The organism is Protofrankia sp. BMG5.30, from assembly GCF_001983005.1.
Taxonomy (GTDB): domain Bacteria; phylum Actinomycetota; class Actinomycetes; order Frankiales; family Frankiaceae; genus Protofrankia; species Protofrankia coriariae.
On record NZ_MOME01000004.1, the window covers coordinates 118,720 to 132,432 of the forward strand.

Sequence of the window (13,713 nt, forward strand, 5' to 3'; positions counted from 1 at the left end):
TCGAAGAACCCCAGGTGAGGACCGACAGCCCGACAGCTCCGGGCGGCCCGGCAGGTCTGACGGAACCTCGGTTGCGAGGCCGTCGGATCCGTCCCGGACGGATCGGCCCCGCCGGCCCGACCAGAACCCGGCCACACAGGCGGACAGGCATACCAGCACCGGCGCTGCCGGGAGCCGCCGGCCACCGAACCAGCGACATCGCCCGCGCGCAAGGACTACAACGACGATGTGTGACGACTACAAGCAATTACTAAGAGTGACCAAATGATGAGATGGAGACGCTTGCCCGACGCGCCGCGGCGGCCACTTCGCCCCGGTGGGCCACATCGTCGAGTTTGTCCAGCAGCCGGTCCCAGACCTGGCGCGGGATGTCGTGCCCCATGCCGTCGATCTCCAGCAGCTCCGCGGACGGGATGGCCGCGGCGGTCAGGCGCCCACTGGCCACCGGGATCAGCGGGTCGTTCGCCCCGTGCACGATCAACGCGGGGATCTCCAGCCGGGCGAGGTCGGGCGTGAGGTCCCCCGTGGCCAGGATCGCGGTCAGATGCCGCGCGGTGCCATGTGGGTCGTACCGACGCTCCCAGGCCAGCCCGGCCTGCCGCCGTATCCACTCGCGGTCGGGGGAGAACTCGGCCGATCCGACGATGTTGTGAGCCCGCTCGGCTCCGTCCACGTACGCCTCCCGGCTCGCCACCATCGGGCGGAGCACGACAGCGGTGGCGTCCCGAGCGGCATGCCCGACACCGTGGCTGCCGGTGGTGGCCGAGATTGAGGTGAGGCTGCGTACCTGGTCCGGGAAGGACAGTGCCACGATCTGGGCGATCATGCCGCCCATGGAGATCCCGAAGATGTGCGCGGACCGCCAGCCGAGGGCGTCCATCAGGCCAACGGCGTCGGCTGCCATGTCGTCGAGAGTGTAGGGGGCGGCGTCGGCGTTCCCGGACATCACGGCCACGAGGTCCGGCYGCCCCAACTGGTCAAAATGGGTGGAAAGACCGACATCGCGGTTGTCGTACACAAGAACCTGAAAACCGCGGCGCACCATCGCCCGAATAAGATCAGGATGCCAGCCGACAAGCTGTTGGCCCAGCTCACCGACCAGAACGAGCGGCAAGCCACCGGAGTCGCCATGCAGCTCGTATGCGATTTCGATGCCATTGGCCTGAACCGTACCCATAGACGGAAGGTAGCGAGCGCTCGCCGCTGGCGCTCGTAATCCGGCAAACTCCGACCACAGGTCACCTATTCGGGTGACGCCGAACACGTATCGGAGCTCGGRCGGGCCGGTCAGCGGGCGGACCGACCAGCCCGCCGGCCAGGAAAGCGGCCGCTGCCCCCAGCGCCGTAGGCCCGTACCGACCCACGCTCAGGACGGCGCCCATCGGTCGCTCGACGAGGCCCACATCGCGCCGTCGACGTCCCGCCAGGAGCCAGCGCATAAGGAATCATCAACACAAAGGGAGCGCCAACGCAAAAGGCCGTCAGAGCCGTCGGCGTGGCGGGGCCGCCAGAACGGAGGGGCCGTCAGAACGGAGGGGCCGTCGGCGTGAACGCCGTCGACACCGAGCGGCACGTATCATCGCGAAACTCCGCTTTTCGACACGGTGTCACGGAGTGGAAAATCCGCGGGTGGCGGCCGCCCAGAAGGACTGACCGCCGGTACCGGTCACCGCTGGAGGCCTCCGGCACGCCACCGCCGGGACGTCTCCAGATCGATGCGAGCCGCGCGGACAGCCAGCCGAGCCCGTTCTACGAGATCATTCCAAGAGAACGAACCATGCGCGGGGGCGGCGCTGGCAGCGGCCGCGGCCAGTGTTTCGATCAGGTCCGTTGCCAGTACGGCGATCTGGTCGGCCAGAGCGTGGTCGGCCAGAAGCGGTGGACCGACACCCGCGGGAAGCCCGGAGCCCGCCTCACGCCCCAGACCAGCGAGTTCGACGGCCAGCGCACGCGTCCGGTCGGCACGGGTACCGGTGCCGGGCCCGGCGGCCACGCCCGCCCCACCGGCTCCCACCCCGGAACCGGGTTCGGGTGAGTTGGCGCCGAACCGGTAGGGGACGCACGGTTCTCGCCAGGAGGTCGGCGACCATCCGTGGATGCGGTCGTGCAGTCGTCGTACCTCGCTGATCAGCGCCGCCAGCGGCGCGTCCACAACTGCCACGTCCGAAGTGATCAGATCCCGAATCGCCGGGGGATCCGCTTCGACCATCCATAAAGGCTACCCCGTGACAGCCGTGGCGGGTCTTGCCGTTGTCCGACTGGTGGTGCACGCTCCTTCCATGACTGGTTGACCAGTGCGTACTGGAGGCGCCAATGTCGCAACAACGCTCCGAAGAGACCCACCACAGCCTTATCGAACGAATTCCTAGAATCACCGGACACGACGTCGGCCACTGGCTGGGATGCCTGGACCGCGGGCCTGGTCTCCTGCGCTTCTCCGAACGCGTGAACTGGCTACGGGACGAGCACGGGCTCCCCCACTGCTATGCGGCGGCTGTGGTCCACGAAGCGGATCTGCGCAGGCGCGCCATCCGGACCTGACCCGGTAAATCCTTTTCGCTCGATGTAACCTTCCTCGCCCGACCGGTCCGGCGCGGCCCGCATGCGTCACAGCCCCATGAGGATCCGGGTCCCGGTCGTCCTCCCCCCTCGGCGACGAGCGCAGGAGCATCCGGCACGGTGCCGCCGGGCCGGCCGGGCGAGAATCAGCCCATGGACATCGACGCGGCACGGGACTACGTCCGRGACAATCATCGGGCTGTCCTCGCAACCTTCCGGCGGGACGGGACTCCGCAGCTGTCGCCGGTCACCGTCGGCGTCGACACCGACGGCAGACTGGTCATCAGCAGCAGGGAGACCGCCTACAAGGTCCGCAACMTCCATCGCGACCCGCGGGCCGGGCTGTGTGTCTTCCCCGACGCCTTCTTCGGGCCGTGGATCCAGGTGCGGGGCCGCGCACGGATCATCTCGCTGCCGGATGCCATGGAGCCCCTCGTCGACTACTACCRCACGCTGTCAGGCGAGCACCCGGACTGGGAGGACTATCGCGCCGCCATGGTCCGCGACCAGCGTTGCCTGATCAGTATCGAGATCGAGCACGCTGGCCCCGACCGCTCCGGGTGACCAGCGGGCCGGTCACCACCCGCGACGGCGAATCCGGCAGAGCAGGTGAGAGTCAACGCTGGCCCGGCCCCCGCCGCCACTCGCACCCACCTGGCCGCGGCCGCACCCGGCTGACCGCCACCGGGCACCCGGCTGGCCGYGGCCGACCAGCCACCATGTACAGCCGGAGCCGCCGTACAGCCGGAGTCATCACGGCCAGCCGGTCGCGGCCGGCTACGCGGCCTGTGCGGGCCGCGTAGCCTGAGCCAGCCAGGGGAGTCAGGCGCGCAGTTTCGACAGCAGCCTGAGCATCTCCAGGTACACCCAGACGAATCCGACGAGCAGCCCGAACCCGGCCCGCCAGGCCTCCGAACGGGGAGCACCGGCTGCGATCGCGCGCTCGATGTAGTCGAAGTCGAGGATGAACTGCAGGCTCGCGACCACGAGCACGGCAAGGCTGAACAGGATGCCGAGCGGGGACGCGTCATTGATGATCGGCAGATGGCTGCCCGACACCGCTCTGATCACCAGGTCGGTCAGGCCGAGCATGACGACGCCGAGCAACGACCCGTAGACGACCCGGGCCATCCGCTCGGTCGCGCGCAGCCGGCGGCTGCGATAGGCCACCAGCATGGCCACGAAGACCACGGCGGTCCCGAGCAGCGCCTGGAGCACGATCCCGTGGAAGGCGTCCTCGTAGAACCGGGAGACCGCGCCTACGAACAGGCCCTCGAGAGCGGCGAAGAGCACGATCAGCGCGGGCCGCAGCCGCCGGCCGAAGGAGATCACCAGGGACAGCGCGAGCGCGGCGAACATCGCCGTGAAGCCGACCGCGGGGGTGGTCGGGGCGATCGCCCAGCCGACCGCCCCGGTGACGGCCATCACCGCGAACAGGCCCAGAGTGTGGACGACGACGTCGTCGACGGTCAGCCCGCTGGGCGCCCGGTACAGCCCGGCGAGCTGCTCCGGCGTCGGGGTGGGCGGAGCTCCCCTGCCCGGCGGCGCATACCCCCCGGGGCCGTAGTACCCGGAGGACGRCGTCGACCGGCCGGCGAAGCCACGCCGGCTGAACACCKGATTCGACGAGCGCATCTCGGCCATCAGGACACGACTCCTTCCGCCGCCCGCATCCAGCCGGGCGTACAGATCGCAACTGCCGTCGGGTTCGGTCGATCATGCTGCCCGCCGCACCACCTGCCGCGCCGCCCACCATGTGGATCAACAAAGTTGATCAATAAGGTGGATCGGCAAAGCCCGGTCGATCGGCGCGCTCGCTCGACGAACCCGTCGGAATACAGAGTAGAACGCCGCGAGCGGAGGCCGTGCCCATAGTCCCGTGAACGACCGCCGGACGGCGCTGRATGACGTTGGAGCACTCCGCAAGATCGCTCGAAGCCCTCGCCGCCATGATCGCAAAACTCGCGGTGGCAACCGCCGGTGCCAGGACGGCGACCAGCATGAGGAAGGGTCACACGTCAATGACGGTGAGACATTCAGGCGAATAGTCTGATGGCATGACCGAGCGCCGGCCGGAATGATCCGGCCGGCGGCCACGGAACAGACCTGAATGTGCCGGTGGTCGGAGTCGAACCGACACTCGAGCTGTTTTTAGGACAGCCTCCTCTGCCTGTTGGGATACACCGGCTCGGCTACATCGGAGATGTTTCTACMACGCTACGTAGGATTTGTGAAAGAGACAACATGAAGAAAGTATAGGAAGTAACCGGAACCTCCTGATCCGTAACCCGTCGTGACACTCACGCCCAACTCGCCTACCGAAGGTACGCGATCAATCACAGTATGACCGGCTGGCAATACGGCCAGCGTGGCAGCGGAGCTACGCGGAGAAGGGCGGGGCATCCTGGCCCGCGACGGGGTACCTCCGGCCCGCCGCCGGGGCCGGGAAGCGCGGCGAGCGAGGAACCCGGCCCGCGCTCCAGCCACGGGCAGGCCTGCGCCCACCAGGACRTGCCCGATGGATGTTGGTCGATGCGGATGGTGATCCGGGCGGCCTCCCGCAAGGCGGAGGACAGCAGACCCCCGCACGGCTCGTAGCGGTGGATGGGGAGCGCTCAACAGCAGAGCTACTGGTGATGACAACAACACGTCGAGTGGCCATCCGGGCGCCGCCCGCGCGATCGAACATCCGTCAGACACGTCCTGGTGCCGCGTCAGCCGATGTTTGGCCGGCCGCCGTGTCCAGGTTGGTTCCCGGCAGGGCTCCGGGAGCCGCCTGGCAGCAGCGCCGCTCAGGGTTCCCGGCAACGCCGGGGGTCGCCTTGGGCACGGCGGACGGAGTGAACGTTGGCCGACGCGGCAGCAGGGGCCGGGCGCCGGGCCGGCGGTCAGCCGGACGAGGCCGGCACCAGCCGGCGGCTGCGGCGGACTCGCTTTCCTGTCTCGCCGACGGTCAACCGGACGACAGCGGTGCTCCCGGCCAGCAGCCGGGCCGCGCGGCGCCCACGCCAACGTCCGCCGCGCCGCCCGCGGGAACACCCCGACAGCCGGGCTGCGCGGCGCTCACGGTCCCCGCGTCCCCGGTGGTCGATGCTCGCTCGCCGGACGGTGGCCGCGCAGGACACCCGCTCATGGAAATGCCCGCCATAGTGACCTACGGCGGGCATTCAATATTAAAACATCACAAATTAGATGATCACAAGTCAGATGGCATGTCCTGTCCCCGGGGCGAGAACAACGGCGGCCCGCGTGTTCAGTCAGTTGGTGATGCCCGGGCGGACAGGTCACAAGACGGCGGCGAACGGCCACCGGAAGCAGCCGGCGACATCCATATCCGCTGCATTCGCCGTACCCGCGGGAGTGCATGAGTGCCGGCCCGGTGGGYCGCGGCACCCGGGCGCCGTAACCGGAACCCACCTCGCCAACGCCGGCGATCCAGCTGCCCCAAGCGAGAGCAGCCGCTCCCGCGGCCGGGGATCCGTACCGTCGCGGCCGGGCAGGCCCACCGCCGGACACGCTGCCGACCGGTTCACGGGCCGCCCGGGATACCGCCGTGACCGGGGAGCCCCGCCACCACGGCCGGGAGCCTGCGCTCCCACGGCCGGGGGCCTGCGCCGCCCCGGCGCGATACCGCGGGTGGTGACGATACGGCGACGATACGGCGGACAGTGACATACGGGAAGTAACGAAGAACTTTAGGTGACCGTACGTCACGAGCCCATTGATCCTGCCCTCTCCTGCCCTCGGTCGTTCCCGGTCAGGCCAGCGGTGTTCCCCCGGGGGTCTTGGCCGGCCCCGCGGTCCTGGCGGGCGCGGGCGACTTGCGGGCGGCTCCGGCGGAACCGTTCGTCTCCGTCTGTCCTGTCGCCTCCGCCCGTCCCGCCGGCTTCCCGGCAAGCGCGGGCTGCTGGGCAGCCGACCCAGGCGCCGCCACTGCCGGAGCGCCCGGCGGGGTCGCGGCCGCGCGGAAGCTCGCCCGGGGGTCGGCGAAGGATCCCAGCGAGACAATCTCCCGCCGGAAGAACAGCGACAGCGTCCAGTCAGCGAGCACCCGCGCCTTGCGGTTGAAGGTCGGCACCCGGCTGAGGTGGTAGGTACGGTGCATCAGCCACGCGGGCCAGCCACGCAGCTTCATCCCGTACACGTCGGCCACGCCCTTGTGCAGGCCGAGCGACGCGACGCTCCCGGCGTACTTGTGCTCGTACGGCGCGATCGGCTCAGCGCGGAGATCGGCGAGAATGTTGTCCGCCAGCACCTTGGCCTGGCGGACGGCGTGCTGAGCGGAAGGACTGGTAGTCGCACCCTCACCCTTGGTGAGGTCGGGTACCGCGGCGCAGTCACCCGCCGTCCACGCCTGCTCGACGCCGTCCACCTGGAGAAAAGCGGTCGCCCTGATCCGGCCCCGGTCGTCGAGTGGGAGATCGGTGTTGGCGAGCAGCGGATGGGCCTTGACCCCGGCGGTCCAGACGATGGTCTCGGCGTCGAACTCCTCACCGCTGTCGAGCACCACATGACCGTCGGCAAGACTTTTTACCCGGGTATTGATTTTCATCTCGATACCGCGGTGCTCAAGCTGCTTCAACGTATACAGGCCCATCGCCGGCGAAACCTCCGGCAGCACCCGCCCGCTTGCCTCCACCATCACCCAGCGCATGTCCGACGGCGACAGTTCGGGATAGAACTTGCAGGCGTCCCGGGCCATATCCTCGAGCTCGGCTATCGCCTCGATACCCGCGAACCCGCCACCGATGAATACAAATGTCAGCGCGCGGCGCCGAAGCTGCGGGTCGGTGCTGGACGCGGCGGCGTCCATTCGTTCGATGACCTTGTTCCGGATGTGGATCGCCTCGGCCACGCTCTTGAAGCCGATACCCCGCTCCGCGAGGCCCGGGATGGGCAGCGTCCGGGCGATCGACCCCGGACAGGCGACCAGAATGTCATAATGGAGATCATGTGGCGCGCCCTGATTTGGCGCGATATAGGCGACACGCTGGGCATGATTGATCCCGGTCACGCTACCGCTGACCACACGGCAACCATTCAGCACCCTACGTAGTGGCACGACAACGTGTCGTGGCTCGAGGTTTCCCGCCGCCGCTTCGGGAAGAAACGGCTGATATGTCATGTACGAGTTGGGCTCGACCACCGTCACGGTCGCCTCRCCCTGACGAAGGCGACGCTGAAGACGCAAAGCCGTGTACATACCGACGTAACCGCCACCCACAACAAGGATGTGCGGAGGTTGTCCAAAGCTCATACAAAAAAGGTACCCGCCACCACGCGACCATGCCCCCAGATACGGCGCCGGTGGACGACGGACTCACGTGACGTACAACACGCGGAGATCAACTCGGTGACGTGTACATCGACAACGGTTCAGTTATTTATCACTGACCGCGCCACTTACCTCCGCCGCGGCACCGAGCACAGCGTCGATCATCTCGGCGGTGACCCGCCCGGTGAACGTGTTCTGCTGGCTGGGATGGTAGCAGCCGAAGACAACCAGCCCCGCACGATGTTCGGTGACGCCCCGTCCAGCGATATCTCGTTCAGTGACGGCTTCTGTGGAGGCGGCTCGCCGCGCCGGGCCGGCTGGTGAACTCGCGGGGCCGGCTGGTGAACTCGCGGGGCCCACCGTGGGAACATCCGCGAGGACGACCCGACGGCCGTGCCCGAACGCCGGCCGTGGCGACGGCACCGGATGACCGGCCCGCCCCAGGGCGGGCCACAGCGCCGTCCAGGCGAACCCGCCGAGCACGACGATCGCGCGCAGCGTCGGCCGCAACAACTCAAGATCGCGGATCAGCCATCCCCGGCAGGCATCCCGTTCCAGCGTGGTCGGCTTGTTCGCCGGTGGGGCGCAGCGCACCGCGGCCACGATGCGGGTGGAGATCAGACGCTGACCGTCACCGGCCGACAGCGACGTCGGCAACCGCGCAAGCCCGACCCGGTGCAGGGAGGCAAACAGCCAGTCACCACTGCGGTCGCCGGTAAAGATCCGTCCGGTGCGGTTGCCGCCGTGCGCCGCCGGTGCCAGACCGACAACGAGCACCCGGGCGTCCGCGGGGCCGAACGACGGCACCGGCCGTCCCCAGTAACGCTCCCGCGCGAAAGCGGCCCGCCGCAACTGGGCGACCTCCTCCCGCCAGCCGACCAGCCGCGGGCAGGCCCGGCACACCGACATCCTGGCGTCGAGCTCGACGGTGTCGTCCGCAGAGGCGGCGAGCCGACCGACATCACCTGGCGTGACCGCCACCGGGGTCGTCGCCGAGGCGGGATCCCCCGGCCAACCAGACCCCGGCGCGACCGGACGCCGGTCGTCGCCATTCCCGGCATCGCCCTCGCCACCAGCGGAACCGCCCTCGCCACCAGCGGCACCAGCGGGGCCGATGACCTCACCTCCGGCACCGTCATCGGCGGCGCCACAGCCGGCAGCATCACCGACGGCACCACCGGTCGCGGCGTCGAAGGAACGCACCCCACCCCGAAGCTCACCCATCGCGCCCAGCAGCCTAGCCCCTCACCCAGTCGACACGGCTCCACCCCGAAACGCACGGCAGCCCGCAGGCAAGGATGTGGATCCAGTGCTGTCATGACAGCGCTGGATCCACATCCTTCGGACACTTCGGAGGGGCTGTCCGAGCAGAGGTGTGGCGGACGGCGACATTCAAGCGTTTCCGCAGGTCGTGTCCTTACCGAAGAACGCCAAGCAAGATCCCCTGACGCTCTCCTCAAAAATTCGCGAATCACGCGAACGAGGGGACAAGTGGTTGCCCTGACAGCCACTTGCCCCCTCGTTATTTTGATCATTAAAAGGTGCGGGAGTGGATGCGGGTGCGGGGGTGAGGGTGGAGGTGGGTGCGGGTGGGGGTGGGGAGGGTGCGCGGAGGCGGGAGTGTGCGGAAGGCGTGGGACCAGGGGTGGGGAGACTGAGCAGGGCGGGAGCCTCGGGCGGGGAGCGGGGCGGTTGGCGTCGACGACGCCACGGCGATCGCCCGGCGACGGGAACCTCGGGCACGGGCGGGGCGGTACCAAGCCTCTCCGCGGGCATTACTAGAAACTAGAAGACACGGGAGCCTCGGGAGGGACCGGGACGGTCACGGGACGAGCAGTGACAGGGCGATGCCGTCGAGGATGTCGTGCTCGCTGGCGATCACGCTGGTCGCTCCGACCCGCTCGAGAAGCGTCCGCAGCACCAGAGCCCCAGCGACGATCACGTCCACCCGGCCGGGGTGCATCACCGGGAGGGCCGCCCGTTGCGCATGCGACATCGCCGCCAACCGGTCGGCCACCGCGGCGACGTCCGACACCGACGTCACGGAAAGGTGAATCCGGTCGGGGTCGTAGCCGGGCAGGTCCGCGGCGAGGGCGGCCACCGTCGTCACCGTCCCGGCAACCCCGATGAGGGTCGCGGCCGAGCGGATGGCCACGGTCCGCTCGGCCAGGTCGAACGCGGCGTGGGCGTCGGCAACCACCGCGGCCAGCTGCGCGGGCGCGGGCGGGTCGTCGTGCAGATGCCGTTCGGCCAGCCGCACGCAGCCGACGTTCACCGACTTCGCCGCGTGCACCCGGGCCGCGTCCCCGAGGACCAGCTCGGTCGACCCACCGCCGATGTCGGCCACGACGAACGGCTCGGGATGGCCGCGCAGCTCGCCGGTGGCACCGGCGTAGGACAGCGCGGCCTCCTCGTCACCGGTGATCACCTCCGGCTCGACACCGAGGATCGCGCGGACCCCGGCTACCAGGACGTCCCGGTTGCGGGCGTCCCTGGTCGCGCTGGTGGCGACCATCCGCACCCGGGACGCGCCAAGCCGGTCGATCTCCGCGGCGTATTCGCGCAGCGCCGCGAACGTCCGCTCCAGCGCCTCGGGGGACAGCTCGCCGGTGCGGTCGACGCCGGCGCCCAGCCGGACGATCTCCATGCGACGAGTCAGGTCCCGCAGCCGTGGGGTGGCGGCGACCGCCTGCCTGTCACTCGCGCGGCCCGCGCCGCTAGCATGATCCGCGACGGGGTCCGGACGGCCGTCCGGCGTGGGGCTGGCGTCGGCACCGCTCGCTGTCTCGGCGACGAGCAACCGGATCGAGTTGGTGCCGCAGTCGATGGCCGCCACCCGGGTCACGACGATCTTCCTTTTCGTCCGCCGCCGTCTTCCTGGCCGGAGCCGTTACCCGGGTGCTGATGGTTCGCGTCGCCGCCGTGCCTGGTAAGCCCACCGTCGTCTTCCCGGCCGGAGCCGCTCTCCGGCCGGGAGGCGTGCTCCCGGCCGAGGCCGGCATCCCGTCCAGGGCCCGCGTCCCGTCCGGAGGTGGCGTCCCGCGCGAAGGTGCACGGGTCGGCGGCCACGCACGGGCCGCGGGCGCCCCAGTCCGGCAGCAGGGCCAGTGCCTCGTCACCGAACGGGTTCACCCCCGGGCCGGCGGCCAGGCTGTGGGCGACCAGCACGTGCAGGCACTTCACCCTGGCTGGCATGCCGCCCGCGCTCGGCGCGCCGGGCAACTCGGCCAGGGCGTCCCGGCGGGCCAGGTAGTCGCGGTGTGCCGCCTGATAACGGCGGGAGAGATCGCTGTCACGGTCGGTGGCGAGCCGCTCGGTCATCTCCCGCATCAGGCCGGACGCCTCCAGCCGCCCGATCGCCGACGCCGCCCGCGGGCAGGTCAGGTAGTACAGGGTGGGAAACGGCGTCCCGTCGGCCAGCCTCGGCCAGGTCTCGACGACGTCCGGCAGGCCGCAGGAACACCGGTGGGCGACCCGGTGCATCGCCCGCGGCCGCCGGCCGAGCTGCCGCGCGACAACCTCGACAACCTCGACGGCCGTACCTGCCTCGGTAGCCCGGCCTGTCTCGGTAGCCCGGTTGGCCCTGGCAGGCGTATCAGGGCCAATGGTCGTGTCAGAACCAGTGGCAGGGCCGGATCCGGCGGCCGCGCCAGAACCAGTTGCCATCCCGGAACCAGCTGCCGCGCCAGGGCCGGTGGCCGTGCCGGGCAGCGCGCCAACAGCGCCTGCCGGGCCGGCGCCTGCTGAGCCAGCGCCTGCCGGGCCGCCGATGGTGTCTGTCGAGCCGGTGACGGCCATGCCGGGCACGCCGGCACCCCGACGAGCGGTCATCGCGCGGTGGCCGAGGGAGTCGGGGTCGGGGTGACCGACGTTGCCGGCACCAGATAGACCTTCTCCCCGGGCCGGGTGTAGTGCAGCCTGACCCGGGCCTCGTCCTGGGCCCACGCCGGATCGTCGTAGCCGGCCACCTTGGTCTTCAGCGCCTCCACCCGTTCGCGTTGTTCGGCGTTGTGCGCCGCGAGCTCGTCGATCTGGCTGCGCTGCCGCAGATAGAGCCGCAGCGGATAGGCCAGGGTCAGCACGAGCACGCAGATCACCACCAGCAGCAGGGTCATTCGGGTGGTGAACGGGGTGCGGCGCGCCACCGGTGTCACCCGGCTGTCGGTGAAAAGCGGGGAAAGGCCCCCGCCCCGGCATATCGGGCGGCGTCGTCGAGCTCGTCCTCGATGCGCAGCAGCTGGTTGTACTTGGCGACCCGCTCGCTGCGGGCCGGCGCGCCGGTCTTGATCTGCCCGGCGTCGAGGGCGACCGCGAGGTCGGAGATGGTGGTGTCCTCGGTCTCACCGGACCGGTGGGAGATCATGGAGCGGTAGCCGTTACGGTGCGCGAGCGACACCGCGTCCAGGGTCTCGGTAAGCGTGCCAATCTGGTTGACCTTGACGAGCAGGGCGTTGCCGGCCTTCTCAGCGATGCCACGGGCGAGYCGCTGCGGGTTGGTGACGAACAGGTCGTCACCAACGAGTTGCACCGACTCGCCGAGACGGGCGGTGAGCTGCACCCAGCCGGCCCAGTCGTCCTCCGCGAGCGGATCCTCGATCGAGACGATCGGGTAGGCCGAGACCAGCTCGGCGTAGTAGTCGCTGAGCTCCTGCGCGCTGCGGCGGGCGCCTTCGAAGCGGTAGGCACCGTCGTCGAAGAACTCCGTCGAGGCCACATCGAGAGCCAGGGCGATGTCCTCCCCGGGCCGGAAGCCCGCCTTGCCGATGGCCTCCACCAGCAGGTCGAGCGCGGCACGGTTCGCCGGCAGGTTCGGGGCGAACCCGCCCTCGTCGCCGACGGCGGTGGCCAGCCCCTGGGTCTTCAGGACGCTCTTGAGCGCGTGGTAGGTCTCCGCACCCCAGCGCAGCGCCTCGGCGAACGTCGACGCCCCGATCGGAGCGATCATGAACTCCTGGATGTCGACGTTGGTGTCGGCGTGCGCGCCGCCGTTGACGACGTTCAGCAGCGGCACCGGCAGCAGGTGCGCGGCCGGTCCGCCCAGGTAGCGGAACAGCGGCAGGTCGGACGCCTTGGCCGCGGCCCTGGCGACCGCCAGGCTGACCCCGAGCACCGCGTTCGCGCCCAGCGCGGACTTGTCCGGCGTCCCGTCGAGGTCCAGCAGGGTCTGGTCGAGGAGGCGCTGTTCGGTGGCCTCCAGTCCGACGATCTCGGGGCCGATCCGGTCGATCACGGCGGTCACCGCGTTGCGTACGCCCTTGCCGCCGTAACGGTCGTCGCCGTCACGCAGTTCGACAGCCTCGAACGCCCCGGTACTCGCGCCGCTGGGCACGGCCGCGCGGCCGAGCGTGCCATCCTCCAGGACGACCTCGACCTCAACGGTTGGATTGCCCCGCGAGTCAAGGATCTCGCGAGCTCCTACAGCCTCGATGGACGGCACGGGCCTCGACCTCCGGTGTGGCGCGTCCGGACGGACACGCCCGACTAGAACGCTACTGTGCGACAGGGCGGGCATCGGCGGCGCCGACGAAATACGACCCGGCCGAGACTATCGCCACCACGCTCGCGACACGTGCCCAAGGCACGTGTCGCCCACGGCCGCCCGCTGGTCCGGTGCGCGACGGGACGGCTGCGGCCAGTGCCGTGACAAGGGGGTCCGGGGGGAGTCCAGAGGCGGGCCGCCCCGCGGACGCCGCCGAAAGCAGGCCACCCACCGGGCACCACGGCCCGTCGCGGCGGGCCGGGCACCGCGAGCCTGTTACCGGTCTGTTACTGCGGGAGTGTCGCGAACGACCAGAAAAAATTATGATCATGGGTGCAACAGCGGCAATGCCGACCGATTCGGAACATATCGGACGATCAAATTTTCCTGACCGATCCAG

The 13,713-nt window shown here is 69.8% G+C and carries 10 protein-coding genes, 1 tRNA gene and 1 pseudogene; 2 read left to right on the forward strand and 10 right to left on the reverse strand.

Features of this window, described 5'->3' with window-relative positions:
* Positions 1-250: 250 nt before the first annotated feature.
* Both BL254_RS01225 and BL254_RS01230 read right to left on the reverse strand, forming a co-directional pair.
* Positions 251-1,114 carry an alpha/beta fold hydrolase gene (locus tag BL254_RS01225; protein ID WP_371389749.1) on the reverse strand — a complete coding sequence of 288 codons (864 nt, stop codon included), beginning with the start codon at positions 1,112-1,114 and terminating at the stop codon, positions 251-253.
* A 552-nt stretch (positions 1,115-1,666) separates the two neighbouring features.
* A complete protein-coding gene (locus BL254_RS01230) occupies positions 1,667-2,161 on the reverse strand; it encodes a hypothetical protein (protein ID WP_235433205.1) in 495 nt (164 codons plus the stop codon).
* A 152-nt stretch (positions 2,162-2,313) separates the two neighbouring features.
* Between BL254_RS01230 and BL254_RS01235 the strand changes: the two genes are divergently transcribed.
* Both BL254_RS01235 and BL254_RS01240 read left to right on the forward strand, forming a co-directional pair.
* Positions 2,314-2,541 (forward strand): DUF4287 domain-containing protein, encoded by a 228-nt coding sequence (locus BL254_RS01235; RefSeq protein ID WP_013872262.1) that lies wholly within the window; start codon positions 2,314-2,316, stop codon positions 2,539-2,541.
* Between the two features lie 171 nt (positions 2,542-2,712).
* Complete coding sequence (locus tag BL254_RS01240) at positions 2,713-3,123, forward strand: PPOX class F420-dependent oxidoreductase (protein WP_076842270.1); 411 nt, start codon at positions 2,713-2,715, stop codon at positions 3,121-3,123.
* Between the two features lie 258 nt (positions 3,124-3,381).
* Here the strand turns inward: BL254_RS01240 and BL254_RS01245 are convergent, their stop codons facing one another.
* The 8 genes and pseudogenes from BL254_RS01245 to eno all read right to left on the reverse strand — a co-directional run bounded on the left by BL254_RS01245 (position 3,382) and on the right by eno (position 13,271).
* On the reverse strand, positions 3,382-4,203 hold the full coding sequence (locus BL254_RS01245; RefSeq protein WP_076842271.1) for a Bax inhibitor-1/YccA family protein: 822 nt from the start codon (positions 4,201-4,203) through the stop codon (positions 3,382-3,384).
* 469 nt (positions 4,204-4,672) lie between these two features.
* Positions 4,673-4,747: transfer RNA gene (locus BL254_RS01250), tRNA-Leu, on the reverse strand.
* 1,569 nt (positions 4,748-6,316) lie between these two features.
* Positions 6,317-7,816, reverse strand: coding sequence for an NAD(P)/FAD-dependent oxidoreductase (locus BL254_RS01255; RefSeq protein WP_047221230.1), 1,500 nt, complete (start codon positions 7,814-7,816; stop codon positions 6,317-6,319).
* 123 nt (positions 7,817-7,939) lie between these two features.
* Positions 7,940-8,815 (reverse strand): uracil-DNA glycosylase, encoded by an 876-nt coding sequence (locus BL254_RS01260; protein WP_076842333.1) that lies wholly within the window; start codon positions 8,813-8,815, stop codon positions 7,940-7,942.
* 841 nt (positions 8,816-9,656) lie between these two features.
* Positions 9,657-10,679, reverse strand: a complete 1,023-nt coding sequence (locus BL254_RS01265; RefSeq protein ID WP_047221231.1) for a Ppx/GppA phosphatase family protein — start codon at positions 10,677-10,679, stop codon at positions 9,657-9,659.
* Between the two features lie 137 nt (positions 10,680-10,816).
* Positions 10,817-11,500: pseudogene (locus BL254_RS01270) on the reverse strand (DUF501 domain-containing protein); the annotation flags it as partial.
* A 161-nt stretch (positions 11,501-11,661) separates the two neighbouring features.
* Positions 11,662-11,979, reverse strand: a complete 318-nt coding sequence (locus BL254_RS01275; protein WP_076842272.1) for a septum formation initiator family protein — start codon at positions 11,977-11,979, stop codon at positions 11,662-11,664.
* Positions 11,980-11,984: 5 nt separating this feature from the next.
* Positions 11,985-13,271 (reverse strand): phosphopyruvate hydratase, encoded by a 1,287-nt coding sequence (gene eno, locus BL254_RS01280; protein ID WP_076842273.1) that lies wholly within the window; start codon positions 13,269-13,271, stop codon positions 11,985-11,987.
* Positions 13,272-13,713: the final 442 nt, after the last annotated feature.

Bases quoted from the DNA above. Each gene is read 5' to 3' on its own strand.
- BL254_RS01235 (WP_013872262.1), top strand. From the start codon at position 2,314: ATGTCGCAACAACGCTCCGAAGAGACCCACCACAGCCTTATCGAACGA.